Consider the following 14937-nt stretch of genomic DNA (forward strand, 5'->3'; position numbering starts at 1 on the left):
TAGACCAACGGCAGAAATAATCGACCAATGGCGTTTTGTGAATTATTGTTGAATTTTAAGGTTCAAAGAAAGACAGATTATTTTTATATGTTCTGCCTATGGGAAGCTTGATATGATGGATCAGCTCTATTTCATGACAACTTTTTCCACGAATGAGATGTTTGGGTACAGCATAGCTTCTGTGGATTCTTACAAAAGAATCAAAAAAGTTTTTGTGAAGAAGATTCCCCAAAGAATCAAGAATACAGTGTTTTTTTTCAAGAGTGATGATTCGGGTGTAATCTTTGAGTGCCTCCAGATAAAGAATATCTGCCTTTCTGATCTGAGAAATGTTCCCACTTTCTTTGATATTAATGCATTCTTGTCCCAGTATAGCATCATAGCATTCACATTTTTCTTTTATTTTAAAAAAGTCTAGAAGCCTCTGCATGGAATAATGAAAACGTTCTGAAGTGAGGGGCTTTGTGATAAAATCCAGTGTATTGATCTCAAAAACACAGGCTGCCAGTTCCGGATGGGAGCTTATAAAGATACAAGCAGGAATTTTATGAGCTAATTTTCGGAACTCCAAGCCACTCATGCCTTTTAGATTGGTTTCGGTGATAAGAAGGTCAATGGGAAGTTCGAGATATGGAATTGCCTTTTCCGCCGAATCAAAAGAAGCGACAATTTCTATATTTTCATACTGTTTAATATAATGCTGAAGAACCAGCCTGTCCAGTTCATCATCATCAATAATCATACATTTAATATTGGTAATCATGATCTTCTGGAGATTTTTTTAAGTTAAATATTTAAAAATCAGAAAACTATTACATAAAGTTATTGCTTTTTTACAAAACAATCTGGCATAATCTTAAATTTATATTAAAAAATATTATTAACTAAAATTTGATTTTGTTTTTTTTCTGAAAAATATTATCTTGTAAAAATCATAAACATAGACAGAACTTAATGTTAGAAAAAAAAGAACATAATTATGAGAAAGCGGTCTTGGTAGGGATTATTACTCAAAATCAAGATGAAGAAAAACTGGTGGAGTACATGGATGAACTTGAGTTTTTAGCTTTCACGGCCGGAGCAACCGTACAAAAACGCTTTACCCAAAAATTAACACAACCTGATTCCAAAACCTTTATTGGGAGTGGAAAAGCACTCGAAATAAAAGAATATGTAAAAGAAAATGAAATTGGAACCGTAATTTTTGACGATGAACTTTCTCCTTCACAGCTTAAAAACCTGGAGAGAGAAATGGAGGTTAAAATTTTGGACCGTACCAATCTTATTCTCGATATTTTTGCACAGCGGGCACAAACTTCCTATGCAAGAACTCAGGTAGAATTAGCTCAATATCAATATCTCTTACCTCGATTGACCAGAATGTGGACTCACTTGGAACGTCAGAAAGGAGGTATCGGGATGAGAGGTCCCGGAGAAACGGAAATTGAGACTGACCGTCGTATTATTCGTGACAGAATTACTTTATTGAAAGATAAATTAAAGACGATTGACAAGCAAATGGCTACCCAGCGTAATAACCGTGGGAAAGTAGTTCGCGCTGCTTTAGTAGGGTACACCAATGTTGGAAAGTCTACTTTGATGAATTCCCTTTCAAAATCTGAAGTTTTTGCTGAAAATAAGTTGTTTGCAACCCTTGATACTACTGTAAGAAAAGTAGTGATTGGAAACCTGCCGTTCCTGCTTACTGATACAGTAGGATTTATCAGAAAACTACCAACTCAGTTAGTGGAGTCATTTAAATCTACGTTAGATGAGGTTCGTGAAGCAGACCTTTTGATTCATGTAGTGGATATTTCCCATGAAAGTTTTGAAGATCATATCGCTTCTGTTAATCAGATCTTAATGGATATCAATGCCCATCAGAAGCCAATGATCATGGTATTCAATAAAATTGATGATTTCAGCTATGAGAAGAAGGATGAGGATGATTTAACACCAAGTTCAAAGAAGAATATTTCTCTGGATGAATGGAAAAAAACCTGGATGGCTAAGTCAAAATACCCAACTGTTTTCATTTCTGCTTTAACGAAGGAAAACTTCCCGGAAATGAAAAAGATGATCTATGATGAGGTAATGAATATCCATATTTCCAGATTCCCATACAACGATTTCCTCTTCGAGTACTTTGATGACGATGAGGAAGAAAATAACAATTAATGAAATATCATTTTTTCCTTTTATTCACTTTGTTTTCGGTTTTTGGGTTCAGCCAGAAATCGAAAGTGGATTTTAAAGCCATTGAAAAGAGCCTCAAAAGTTCCGACTCTCCGTACAATTATGAGAAACTTCTTTTCAAGTACAAAGGGTATCCAAAATCTCTGGATAGTATAGAAGCACAATATCTTTACTATGGAAGGAGTTTCAAAGAGGGTAAAATAAGTACTTCAGATGAGGGTTTCAAAAGTTTAGCGGAAGCTTTTAAGCAAAACAATTCTGAAGAGTGTATCAAGCAGGGAAAGGTTCTGTATGATAAAGACCCTACGAATCTGGATATTCTGCTCATTCTGCTCAGAGCTTATGATTCTTTAAAAGATGGAAATAATTTCATGCATCACCTAAGCCAGTTTCGTGCTTTGGCAGATGGAATTAAGAGTTCTGGAGACGGCAAGTCTGAGAAAACGGCGTACCTCGTAAATTCGGTGGGGGATGAATACATTCTGCTGAATATTCTGAATATAGGAAATGATTATACCAGAGGATCGAAACCTTCGAAGGACGGCATGTTCGATATCTGGGAAAAAGGAGGTCAGAAAATATACATCAAGGTCCTTTACTTAGACTTGTAAATTAATTTAAAAAAGAACACTTAGTGGAATTATATTATTCATTTTCAGCATTAATTGTATTAGCATCCATATTTGCCTATCTTAATTACAGATTTTTAAAACTTCCGAGTACCATAGGGATCATGGTGATTGCCATTGTGGTTTCCATTTTTCTGGTATTATTCGGAGAAACGATACTTCCAAGAACTTTCGGGCATCTTAATAATTTAATGGAAAGCATTGACTTTACAGAAATTCTGATGGGAGCCATGCTTAATTTCCTTCTTTTTGCAGGGGGAATTCACATTAATATAAATGATCTTAAAGAACAATTTAGGCCCGTACTGATATTTTCCACTGTAGGAGTCGTAATTTCTACATTTGTAGTAGGTTTTGGGATGTTTTACCTACTTCCGTATGTCGGTATTCAGCTTCCATTTATTTATTGTCTTGTTTTTGGAGCCCTGATTTCACCTACCGATCCGGTGGCTGTTCTGAGTGTCCTGAAACAGGCCAAAGTTTCCAAATCACTGGAAACAAAAGTAGCTGGTGAATCTCTTTTCAATGATGGTATGGCGGTTGTGGTCTTTACAGTAGTACTGCAGCTTGCCGTTGGAAAAGAAGTAGATCTTGGAGTAGAAAGTATTGGATTGCTATTGCTTCATGAAGCAGGTGGAGGTCTTTTACTGGGAGTGTTGCTAGGTTGGGTTACTTCCAGATTGATGCGTGAAGTGGATGATTATATTATTTCCGTACTGGTAACACTTTCTGTGGTGATGGGTGGCTATCTTATTGCAAGACAGATGCATATTTCAGGACCATTAACGATGGTAGCCGCAGGATTATTTATGGGGAACTTTAACATGAACTTCAAAATGAAATCTGTTACCCAGGACTATCTTATCAAATTCTGGGAGCTGATTGACGAAATTCTGAATGCTGTATTATTCCTGTTTATCGGATTTGAACTTTTAATGATTAAGGATCTGAAACACTTTATGATTCCTGGCTTACTGGCTATTCTTGTAGTTCTGTTGGCAAGATTTATTTCCATCTGGGGACCTACGAAGTTTACTTCTCTGAGAAGGAGTTTCAGCCCGCAAACTGTAAAAGTATTGGTTTGGGGAGGAATCCGTGGTGGTGTTTCCATTGCATTGGCGATGTCTATTCCTAAAAGTGAGTATAGTGAAACGATCTTAAGTATTACCTATTGTGTAGTAGTATTCTCCATTATTGTTCAGGGGCTTACCATAGCGAAGGTTGCGAATCCTAAACAGATTGTGAAAGAAGAAGAGGAGCAGGAAAGTAGTGCTTTAGAGCATAAAGCTTAGTTTTAAAATCAGATTTTCATGAGTATTGTTAAAGAAATACAGGAAGCTCTTGCAGTGTTGTCCATTCCTGAAAAAGCAGAATTCTTTCCAAAGTTTTTCAAAACAGGAAAAGGAGAATACGGTGAGGGAGATCTGTTTCTGGGTGTAAAAGTTCCCGATCAGAGGTCTGTTGCTAAAGAATATTACTCAAAAATCAGTTTAAAAGAACTGGGTGAAGTACTTTCTTCAAAATACCATGAGCATCGGCTGACGGCTCTTTTTATGCTGATCTCAAAGTTTGAAAAAACAAAAGATATAGCGGTAAAAGATGAAATTATAGATTTTTATCTTAATCATTTACAGTATATTAACAATTGGGATCTGGTAGATTCCAGTTGCTATAAAATTCTTGGCAGATATGCTTATGAAAATAAGAAAGAAAACCTGTTGAGAGATCTTTCGGAAGCGGAAGAGATGTGGCATAAGAGAATTGCCGTGGTAGGAACTATGCACTACATCAAAAAAGGCTCTTTTGACCTTACCAAGGAATTTGTAACCAGAAATCTGAAACATCCCCATGACCTGATGCACAAAGCGAATGGCTGGCTGCTGCGTGAAATGGGGAATAAAAATGAACAAGAGCTTATTGGCTATCTAAATGAATACTATAAAGAAATGCCAAGGACTTGTCTGCGCTATGCTATCGAAAAGCTGGATGAGGATCTTCGGCAGGATTATCTGAAAGGACGTATTTAAAATATAATTTTCTGTCTGAAAAAGTACCGGAAAATAGCTATTTATGCTCGAAATATCAAAGATTATAAGGATTTAAGGTCAGAATTGAGTAATTTTGTGGTTTTAAACCCAATCATGAAAAATTTTCTTAGATTATTTCTTCTATTTATTCCTTTGTTACTCCTTACAAGTTGTTTTGATATTCTTGATAAAGTGAATATAAAAACTGACGGTACCGGAGAATATACTATTATTCTTAACGCCAGCAAGAGCAAAACAAGACTGGCTTCAATCTCCAAGATGGAAACCATCAACGGTAAAAAAGTTCCCAAAAAAGCTGAAATTGAAAACAAGATCAATGAAGCTGCCAAAATTTTTAAAGGAACCCCAGGAATCAGCAATGTGAAAACCTCCATGGATTTTGACAATTATATCATCAAACTGAGCTGTAATTTCAAGAAAATTGAAAACATCAATGCAGGCCTGGAAAAACTGAAAGCTCAGAAAATATTGGGTAAAATGATTCCAACGCAAGTTTACAGTCATAATCTTGAGAAAAAGACATTAACGAGAAATAAAGTCAATACCTTCAAAGCAGATTATGATAAGATGAGTAAAGCAGATAAGGAGGTTTTCAATGATGCAAGCTATACTTCCATCATGCAATTCGAAAGTGCTGTGAAATCACAAACCAATAGCACTTACGTACTTTCTCCCAACAAAAAAGCACTTAAATTGGAGGCGGATATTCTGGATCTTATCCTTCAGAAAAAACAAATACAAAACACAATTCTTTTTCAATAAAGTTCTAAACTATAGTCATGAAATCTATCTTAATAAAAACACAGAAAATTATTTTCTTACTCTTTGGCTTTACCTTGGTTTTTGCCCAAAACAGCATGAAAATCCCGTCTGATGCCATATTTTATATGGAAGTCAACGGAAAACAGCTTAATAATAAAATCAACTGGAATAAACTGAATCCTTTGCTGCATGAACTCAGCAAAAAAGACAAAGAAAAACCTTCATGGACGGATTATTCCAAGACAGGAATTAAATATGATGCTGTTCAGTATCACTATGCAAGTTTTAATGACTCCATTAAGACCTACAATACCCATTTTATCATTGATAATAAGGAAAAGTTCGAGCAGTTCGTTAATTCTATGAAGAAAAAGGGGCAGGAAGTTTTCAACAGAAAGAACTATTCTTATGTAGATATCGATGATGATATTTTTGTAGCCTGGAATGGAAGTCGTGCTGTTCTCAGCATGATTAGCTATACCAGACCTTATAAAGATGATCTTTGGGCCGCAGAGGCCGTTACAGATAGTACTGCCGTTGCTGCTGCCGATTCTGCTGTTGCAGTAGATGTTTATGCTGATGAGCCGGAAAAACCTTTTGATTATAAAGAGGAAATCAAAAATTTGAAAGACGACATTAAATATCTGAAAGAAAGTATCAAAGATAACAACAACGAGATCGCAAGAATTCAGAAAGATATCAAATACCTTCAAAAACATCATCAATATCCTAAAGAAAAAGAAAGTGTTGAGATTCCTGAAAGTGAGGGAGAAATGCCTAATGAAGCTTATGATGATGAAGAAGAAAAAGCCTTCCAGAAAGAACAGGACTCTATTCGCAGAGAAAACTTTAAGATCGTTCAAAAGGATGCTGAAGACAGGTTTAACCAATACTTCAGCTCAAATTTAGAAATTGAAGTACCTAAAGAAATGCTGCCATTCAGAGATGGTAATTCTGATGTTTTTGTCTACACAGATTATGGAAGGATTGTAAATGAAGGAATCTATGGCAAAATGACAAAGTATTATACTTATGGACAGCTCTTCAAAAATATGTACAATTCCAACCATTCATACAATCTGTATTTTGATAAAGACAAAGTAAGACTGGTTAATAATTATCAGCATAAAAATTCTGAAATTCAGAAGAGTATGTCTGCTATTTATAAAGGGAAGAAAAACAGAAAACTGCTGGAACTTATCAATGAAAAAAGCGTTGGCTACTATGCAATGAATGTAAATGGAGCCAAATGTTTTGACATGATGTACAGTCTTCTTCAGAATTCCGGAGTCAGTGAGTATAAAAAAGAAATGGAACTCATCATGGAAACCATGAAAATTATTCTTGATGAAGAAGCCATTACCAAAATAGCACCAGGAAACGGAATTTTTGTTTTAAATGAGCTGAAATCTAAAAAAGTAGAATACACAGATTATGAATATGATGCTGATTTCAATGAAAAAGAAGTAAAGAAAACCAAGGAGATTGCTGTTCCTAACTTCACATTTGCTTTTGCAACGGAGAATGAAGGTTATTGGAACCGCATTTTTGATATGTTGGCAACCAATAAAAAACTGTCTAAAAGATTCTCTAAAAAGGGGAGCTTATATACTTTTAAAGAAGAGAAGGATGGGGGATATATAGACCAGTTGTTTTTTACGGTAAAAGATGGAGTGGTCTATCTGATGAGCTCTGCAGATAATATGTTATCAGTGAACCAATCTGATATTTCCAGAAAATGGGCGAAAGATTCCGCTAAATATCCTTTATCAGGAAGATTGGATATTCAGAAACTTTTAGCAGGTCTGGATAAAGAATTTAAAAGTCCTAAAGAAAGAAAAGCATTGGATGCCATCAGAAAAAATGTTGGAGAATTATATTATAAAACTGAAGTGAAAGGAGAAAGCATCCAGACGGAAATGGATTATAATATTAAGGATTCCTCGGAGAACAGCCTAATGTATTTCTTCGATGTATTCGATCAGGTTTTTAAAACAAAAGAAACAGAAAAGAAGGAACCAATACTATAATGAAAAAAAAGAAGATTATTGTCCCGTTACTTTTATTGCTCGTTGTTGCTATGTATTTTGTGGTTTTTCATAAAGACAAGAACCTCAGATATATTCCTCAGAACGCAGATGCAATTGTTTTAATTGATAGTAAGAAACTTACGGGACAATACCTCTTCAGCATAGCAACGCAGCCTTCACAGTGGTTTGAAGGTAAAACAAAAAGTAAAAGTTCCGGGTCATTTAAAGATTCGGGAATCAGAATTCCGGATTTTTTACAGATTTTTCATGTTAAAGACACTCAATTGTCTGAATGGTATAGCGTTTTAGAACTTAAAAATCCACAGCAATTTATTGCTTTTTTAAAGAAGAAAAAGTTTATTGATAAAGGAAATAACAGCTTTCAGAAAGATCAAATTTTCCTTATGATAGAAGGGAATCACTGCATTGCAGGAACTTCTGATCTTGCTTTTGAAACGATTAAGAAGCAACTTCTTAATACCTCTGCCAACCCTGTTCGGAATGCGGGTGAGTTTATTCAAAATACATTGGGAAGTATTTCATTCATTTCAGGACAGAAAGTTCAAAATTTTTCTATTGAATTAAGTGATGATGAAATTGAGATCAAAAATAATTCAAATCAGGAAGTTTTTAATTCAATCGCTTCAAAACTTCAGAAAGGGAATCAGTTTCTGGAATTGGAATTAGACCAGCAGAATTTCAAAAATTTCACTCGTTTTTTCAATAAGAGTATAGCAGATTCTACCCATGCTATTTCTTTAAAAGCCATTGCAAATCTTGAGCAGGTTAATGATACCATTATCAGCTATGAATACGATGATAATTTTAATGAAGTTGAAAAAAAGACCTTTCAGAAGATTACGCAACCTAATTATAGTATTGATATTCAAAGTAAAGATGTTGAAAAAACCTGGGCCTATTTCCAATCTAAAAAGTGGATTAATGGAGAAAACCAATTCACAGCAATTCCTTTTCAACCCAACGAAATTATTCGAAATAATAACGGAGTTGTCATAAAATCAACCAGAAAGTCTGTAATAGAATCCCCTCAGTTAAAAGAAAATTACATTTTGTTCAGAAATAATACTCTGCTGTATTCTTCTTTGAAAACGCTGAGTAACACAGAGAAAAGAATCCTTTCTGATATTGATTATGTGTTGTATGGAAATAAGTCAGATAATTATTGGCTGAAAATAAAAGCGAAGAAAGGAGATTTACCCTTAATTTTACGATGGTAACTGATAAATATATCGATTAATGGCTCCGTCGGAAATTGCTTTACTCAAAACATGTACACATTATTTTTTACATTTTGTATTTCCAGTTTTTATTGCGCTGGTCTTTTATCCTAAAAACTGGAAGAAAGTATATCTTATATTATTGGCGACAATGCTGGTAGATCTGGATCATCTTTTTGCCAATCCTATTTTTGATCCCTCAAGAGAAAGCATAGGGTTTCATTTTTTACATTCCTATTATGCCATTGCGGTGTATTTTTTGATGCTATTTTTTAGAGGAAATATCAGAATTATAGGAATTGGATTATTATTCCATATGTTGACAGATTATCAGGACTTTAACCTATGGCCTCATTAAAATATTATTAATATTTTCTTTTGATATTGAAAACATTATAGATTTTTTGTATTTTGTAGTCACTTTATGAAACTTAAAGAACTTTTACACTACACCTATATTTTTCCTGTCTTTGCGGTAGGTTACTACTTCTCAGGACTGATGGGAAGTGGCGTTGTTTATGATGTTATTGCTGGAATTTTACTCATTGGAAGTGTTTTATCGGCAGTCCACCATGCAGAAATGGTTGCTCATAAAGTAGGAGAGCCTTTCGGAACTATTATCCTTGCTCTGTGTATCACCATTATTGAAGTAGCGTTAATCATCTCACTGATGGTTGCCGGCGGGGATCAGGCGATCACGCTGGCCAGAGATACCGTTTTTGCCGCCGTAATGCTGATCCTGAACGGAATTCTAGGAATTTGTATTTTGGTAGGTGGTGTAAAATACCACGAACAGTTCTTTGCAACAACTTCAGCAACTACTTATTTGGTAAGTATTGTTTCCATTTTAGTGCTTACCCTTGTGCTTCCTAACTTTACTTCAAGTGTTAACGGACCTTTTTATAACGAAGCACAACTTGTATTTATTTCTATTGCATGTCTTGTGATCTATGGGGTCTTCCTGATGGTACAGACTGTAAGACACAGAAGTTATTTCATTGTTCCTGATGAACATACTCAAGAACATTATATTCCTACTTTAACAAAAACTCTAATAAGCTTTAGCTTCCTGGTTGTTTGCCTGGTCATTGTTGTTTTAATGGCAAAAGAACTCTCAGATACAATTGAAGGGATGGTGCAGAGTGTAGGAGCTCCGAAATCTTTGGTAGGGGTTATTATTGCAGCGGTTGTTCTTCTTCCGGAAGGAGTAGCTGCTATTAGGGCTGCTAGAAGCAATCAGATACAATCCAGCTTAAATCTGGCTTTGGGATCTGCTTTAGCCAGTATTGGATTAACGATTCCTGCAGTTTCTGTAGTGTGCATTATGTATGATATTCCATTGGTGTTGGGACTGGATAAGAAAGATGTGATTCTTCTTTCTCTCTCTGTTTTTATCGTAATGCTTTCCTTAAGCCGTGGAAAAACAAATATTTTATACGGAACTGTACTATTGGTGAATCTGGCAGCATATATTTTTACTGTAATTGTCCCTTAACTAAGAGGAACTCGTAATTCGAATTCCGGATTTTACTAAAGCCTTCTCGCCAATTCCATTTTAAAGGCCATCAGTTTGGCTATATTTTCAGATTTGTAAATAGCCATATCAGCATTTTCACCTACGAAATTTTCTTCTATGGTTGTTCTCCATAGTTCAAGCCATTTGTTGAAATGTTTTTGCTCCATAGCCTGTATTTCATTGATCGGAAAATGTACTCCCATAGGATTTCCTTTGTAAGTCATCTGTCCGAAAAGAATAGATTCCCAAAAAGAATACATCTTGGGAAGGTGTTTGTCCCAGTCTACTTTAGCAATATCATTGAAGAAGAAACTAATGGTTTCGTCCTTTACTACTTTGGTATAAAATGAATTGACAAGGTGTTCAATATCCTCTCTTGATTCAAGCTTTTTCATATTCCAAATTTACTGTAAAATCAAATTGGATAAGTAAAGGATTCAATTGATAAAATTCATGAAAACAATATTTTATCTTTGTATCCGGAAACAGGAAAAGATGAATGCTCAATAACTAAGCTATTCAAAAAACAAATGATATAAGATGACACGAGGTTTCAGAAAAAAGATCCGCCAGAAAAACACGGAGAACAGTGGCTTTGGAAGCAATGCCTCAGGAAGATTCATCAATAAGGATGGTCTTCCCAATGTAAAGAGAACAGGGGTGAATGTTTTCAATAGCCTGAGCTGGTACCATACCATGCTGAATTTATCTTCATTTCGATTTATTTCCTATCTCGTCATTGCCTATATTCTGATAAATCTTGTATTTGCAATGATTTACTATCTGATTGGAGTGGGACATCTTACAGGAATAGATAAGAGCGATCCATTGAATGAGTTTATTGATGTCTTTTTCTTCAGCTCGCAGACCTTTACTACTGTAGGATATGGAAGAATTGCTCCTGTAGGTTTTTTAGCTAGTTTAGTCGCTACTTTTGAAGCGTTTCTGGGATTGCTTACCTTTGCCATTGCAACAGGTCTTTTTTACGGAAGATTTTCAAGACCGAGGGCTTATTTAAGATTTTCTGATATCGCAGTGATTGCGCCTTTTGAAGAGGGGAGAGCTTTAATGTTCAGATTAGCACCTTATAAAAACAATGCACTCACAGATGCTGATGTCATTGTATCTACGGCCATTGAAGTAATTGAAAATGATGTTCCTAAAAGCAATTTTTATAGGCTGGAAACACAGTTAGGTAAGATCAATACTTTGGCCCTGAACTGGACTGTGGTTCATAAAATAAATGAAAGTTCACCATTTTACGGATTCTCTGAAGATGATTTTAAAAGTACGGACATTGAGATTATTGTTCAGATACGGGCATTTGATGAAGTGTTCTCCAATACAGTAGTTCAGAGGTCTTCATATGTGACTGGTGAGATTGTGTACGGAGCGAAATTTGTTACCATGTATTATCCTGATAAAAATAATCTTGCTACCGTTTTGGATCTAGATAAGATCAATGAATATCAAAACGCTGATCTTCCGGTTCAGGCAGGAAATAAAGAATAAATGAATTTAGATTTTTATAAAAAACAAGCTTTACAAAAGCAGAAAGAACATAAAAAGTTTCTGGACGGATTAAAGAAGAAACCGCCCAAAAACCTCGATTATATCGTGCAGGAAACCCATGATGAAGTTTTTGATGAAATAGACTGTTTACAGTGCGCTAATTGCTGTAAAACAACAGGCCCGCTGTATACTGAAAAGGATATTGAACGTATCGCTAAGCATCTGCGTATGAAATCAGCCGATTTTGAAGCTAAATTTTTAAGAGTGGATGAAGATAATGATAAGGTGTTGCAGAATCTTCCTTGCTTCTTCCTGAACAGTGATAATACGTGTTCCATCTATGAAGTAAGACCAAAAGCCTGTAGAGAATATCCACATACAGACCGTAAAAAGATATACCAGATCAATAATCTCATGTTGAAAAATACCGTTATTTGTCCGGCTGCTTTCGAATTTGTAGAAAAGATGATGAAGAATATAACGAAGTAAATTTTAAGATAAAAACTAGAGAGATTAGAAATGGATGCCTTGGCTGGAAATAGCCTACCTAACATTCCTTGTCAGGGTTCTAAACCTTGACAAGGGTTTGAAAGAAGATATAAAAGCTCTTTTATCAATATAAACTTCCATCTTTCAGTTTGGATTTTTTAGCTCAATTCGGATGGAAAAACTTTTGTAAATTCTTCTTAAATAATTATAAAGTACGTTAAATAAGTTACTTACGCATAATTTTTATAAATGATACTCCGTTTAGTTTAAACAATCATTTAAATATTACATTATGAAAAAGTTATTTTTAACGGCAGCGTTTACATTAGTCGGAGTAATCGCAGTATCGGCTCAAACCCAAACCCAGAAGCCAGCTGAAAGCACTACTAATAATCAGACAACAACAACTCAAACACAGCCGCAAACATCGGAAACCAAAACAGATTGGAATTCTACCACTTCCACAACAAGTGGACAAAATACCACAGCAACGGAAGCTTCAACAGCAACTCCGGCAGCTGAAGCCACTGCAAGTGCAGGAACTACAATGGAAGCCACTAAACCTGCAGAAGCAACAAAAGAAGAAAAAAAATCTAAAAAGAAAAAGTGATAGTACTTTAGCAAACACTAGTCTGAATCCTGAAATATTGTATTTCAGGATTTTTTTTGCTCTATTTCTTGGGTCCTGAATGTTACAATTTCGTGAATAAGATCTAATGGGATATCTTCCTCTATAGGAAACTGTACTGCGCCTTTGGAAAACTTATAGTTTCTTTCTTCAAAATCTTTTTCAAAATTTTTGATTCCCTCAGCGCCGGGATAAAATCCAATATGCTTTTTATATCCTGCAAAATAGACTAAAGGCTTTCCTTTGTACTTAAAAGCAGGCATCTGATATCCAATATATTCCTCAAGATCCGAAGCTTGGGAATGGATGGCTTTTCTCAGTTCAAGAAGCTTTTCCTGAACCTTGATAGGGAATAAAAGGATGTAATCATCAATATTTTTGAAGGTGTTTTTCATGCCTATAAAAATAAAAAAAAGCGCTGCACATGGCAACGCTTTCTCCTTTCACTTTTTACTTTTTTCCCATTATCCCGGGAACAGGCTATATCAAAAAAGGTCGGGAGTTTTTCCCAACCTTTATTATTTTTTGTTACACCACTCCTTGAGCTAACATTGCTTCTGCTACTTTTACGAAGCCTGCAATATTTGCACCTTTTACGTAGTTTACATAACCGTCTTCGTCTTTTCCGTAGTCTCTACAAGCTTTGTGAATACCAATCATGATTTCCTTTAATCTTGCGTCAACTTCTTCAGAAGTCCAGTTAAGACGGATAGAGTTCTGAGTCATTTCTAATCCTGAAGTAGCAACACCTCCAGCGTTGGAAGCTTTACCAGGAGAGAATAATACTTTATTGTCTAAGAAATAGTTGATAGCGTCTAATGTAGAAGGCATGTTAGCAGCTTCAGTTACACAAAGACATCCGTTTTCAACTAGTTTTCTTGCATCATCTAAATCTAATTCGTTTTGAGTTGCAGAAGGGAATGCTACGTCACACTTCACTTCCCAAGGACGTTTTCCAGCGTGGAATTCAGCAGATGGATATTTTTTAGCATAGTCTTCAGCTCTGTTGTTTCCAGAAGCTCTAAGTTCTAATAAATAATCAATTTTTTCTCCGCTGATACCATCTTTATCATAAACATATCCGTCAGGTCCGGAAAGCGTTACAACTTTTGCTCCAAGCTCAGTTGCTTTTTTGATAACTCCCCAAGCTACGTTTCCGAAACCTGATACAGTTACTGTTTTTCCTTGGAAATTTTGTCCGATTGTTTTAAGCATCTGCTCAGCGAAGTATACCACTCCATATCCTGTAGCTTCAGGACGGATTAATGAACCTCCGTAAGCAAGACCTTTTCCTGTAAGAACTCCTGTAAATTCGTTTCTGATTTTCTTGTATTGTCCGAATAGGTAACCAATTTCTCTTGCTCCTACACCAATGTCTCCTGCAGGTACATCTGTTTCAGGACCGATATGCTTACATAATTCTGTCATGAAAGCCTGGCAGAAACGCATTACTTCCATATCAGATTTTCCTTGTGGATCGAAATCTGAACCTCCTTTACCACCACCCATTGGAAGAGTAGTTAAAGAGTTTTTGAACACTTGTTCGAAAGCTAAGAATTTAAGAACGGATAAGTTTACAGTAGGGTGGAAACGGATTCCTCCTTTGTATGGACCAATAGCAGAGTTCATTTGGATTCTGAAACCTCTGTTAACCTGAATCTCTCCTTTATCGTCAACCCATGGAACTCTGAAGATAATAATTCTTTCAGCTTCAGCCATTCTTTCAAGCAGCTTCATTCCGTTATATTCTTTTCTCGTAGCAATGAATGGAATTACAGTTACGGCAACTTCTTTTACAGCCTGTAAGAATTCCGGTTCGTTAGGATTTTTTGCTTCAATTTTTGCAATAAACTCTTGGATTTTCTGGTCAATATTATATTGTTCCATAT

The 14937-nt window shown here is 35.5% G+C and carries 16 protein-coding genes; 12 read left to right on the forward strand and 4 right to left on the reverse strand.

The window, feature by feature from the left end; genetic code table 11:
• Positions 1-55: 55 nt before the first annotated feature.
• Complete coding sequence (locus J2772_RS12675) at positions 56-763, reverse strand: LytR/AlgR family response regulator transcription factor (RefSeq protein ID WP_245365216.1); 708 nt, start codon at positions 761-763, stop codon at positions 56-58.
• A 191-nt stretch (positions 764-954) separates the two neighbouring features.
• On the opposite strand from J2772_RS12675, the gene hflX reads away from it, so the two are divergent.
• From hflX to J2772_RS12720, 9 genes are all read left to right on the forward strand, one after another.
• Positions 955-2178 carry a GTPase HflX gene (gene hflX, locus J2772_RS12680; RefSeq protein ID WP_209917177.1) on the forward strand — a complete coding sequence of 408 codons (1224 nt, stop codon included), beginning with the start codon at positions 955-957 and terminating at the stop codon, positions 2176-2178.
• Positions 2178-2807 carry a DUF4919 domain-containing protein gene (locus J2772_RS12685; RefSeq protein WP_209917179.1) on the forward strand — a complete coding sequence of 210 codons (630 nt, stop codon included), beginning with the start codon at positions 2178-2180 and terminating at the stop codon, positions 2805-2807. The genes hflX and J2772_RS12685 overlap by 1 nt, the downstream gene beginning before the upstream one ends.
• Positions 2808-2830: 23 nt before the next feature.
• Positions 2831-4117, forward strand: coding sequence for a cation:proton antiporter (locus J2772_RS12690; protein ID WP_209917181.1), 1287 nt, complete (start codon positions 2831-2833; stop codon positions 4115-4117).
• 18 nt (positions 4118-4135) lie between these two features.
• The gene (locus tag J2772_RS12695) at positions 4136-4852 is read left to right on the forward strand and encodes a DNA alkylation repair protein (RefSeq protein ID WP_209917183.1); all 717 of its coding nucleotides are present in this window, start codon (positions 4136-4138) and stop codon (positions 4850-4852) included.
• A 114-nt stretch (positions 4853-4966) separates the two neighbouring features.
• On the forward strand, positions 4967-5635 hold the full coding sequence (locus J2772_RS12700; protein WP_209917185.1) for a hypothetical protein: 669 nt from the start codon (positions 4967-4969) through the stop codon (positions 5633-5635).
• A 17-nt stretch (positions 5636-5652) separates the two neighbouring features.
• Positions 5653-7665 carry a hypothetical protein gene (locus J2772_RS12705; protein ID WP_209917187.1) on the forward strand — a complete coding sequence of 671 codons (2013 nt, stop codon included), beginning with the start codon at positions 5653-5655 and terminating at the stop codon, positions 7663-7665.
• Complete coding sequence (locus J2772_RS12710; protein WP_209917189.1) at positions 7665-8903, forward strand: hypothetical protein; 1239 nt, start codon at positions 7665-7667, stop codon at positions 8901-8903. Before J2772_RS12705 ends, J2772_RS12710 begins: the two co-directional genes overlap by 1 nt.
• 19 nt (positions 8904-8922) lie before the next feature.
• Positions 8923-9261, forward strand: a complete 339-nt coding sequence (locus J2772_RS12715; RefSeq protein ID WP_209917191.1) for a DUF6122 family protein — start codon at positions 8923-8925, stop codon at positions 9259-9261.
• 66 nt (positions 9262-9327) lie between these two features.
• Positions 9328-10398, forward strand: a complete 1071-nt coding sequence (locus tag J2772_RS12720) for a calcium:proton antiporter (RefSeq protein ID WP_209917193.1) — start codon at positions 9328-9330, stop codon at positions 10396-10398.
• A gap of 35 nt (positions 10399-10433) precedes the next feature.
• Here the strand turns inward: J2772_RS12720 and J2772_RS12725 are convergent, their stop codons facing one another.
• Positions 10434-10814, reverse strand: a complete 381-nt coding sequence (locus tag J2772_RS12725; RefSeq protein ID WP_209917195.1) for a group III truncated hemoglobin — start codon at positions 10812-10814, stop codon at positions 10434-10436.
• Between the two features lie 145 nt (positions 10815-10959).
• On the opposite strand from J2772_RS12725, the gene J2772_RS12730 reads away from it, so the two are divergent.
• From J2772_RS12730 to J2772_RS12740, 3 genes are all read left to right on the forward strand, one after another.
• Positions 10960-11931: an ion channel gene (locus J2772_RS12730; protein ID WP_209917198.1), complete on the forward strand. Its 972-nt coding sequence runs from the start codon at positions 10960-10962 to the stop codon at positions 11929-11931.
• Positions 11932-12420, forward strand: coding sequence for a YkgJ family cysteine cluster protein (locus J2772_RS12735; protein WP_209917200.1), 489 nt, complete (start codon positions 11932-11934; stop codon positions 12418-12420).
• A gap of 292 nt (positions 12421-12712) precedes the next feature.
• Complete coding sequence (locus J2772_RS12740) at positions 12713-13030, forward strand: hypothetical protein (protein ID WP_209917202.1); 318 nt, start codon at positions 12713-12715, stop codon at positions 13028-13030.
• A 44-nt stretch (positions 13031-13074) separates the two neighbouring features.
• Here the strand turns inward: J2772_RS12740 and J2772_RS12745 are convergent, their stop codons facing one another.
• The gene (locus tag J2772_RS12745) at positions 13075-13443 is read right to left on the reverse strand and encodes an iron chaperone (protein WP_209917204.1); all 369 of its coding nucleotides are present in this window, start codon (positions 13441-13443) and stop codon (positions 13075-13077) included.
• 133 nt (positions 13444-13576) lie between these two features.
• Positions 13577-14935 (reverse strand): NADP-specific glutamate dehydrogenase, encoded by a 1359-nt coding sequence (gene gdhA / locus J2772_RS12750; RefSeq protein ID WP_045491849.1) that lies wholly within the window; start codon positions 14933-14935, stop codon positions 13577-13579.
• Positions 14936-14937: the final 2 nt, after the last annotated feature.

The sequence above is a fragment of the Chryseobacterium jejuense genome (assembly GCF_017877355.1).
Classification (GTDB): domain Bacteria; phylum Bacteroidota; class Bacteroidia; order Flavobacteriales; family Weeksellaceae; genus Chryseobacterium; species Chryseobacterium jejuense_A.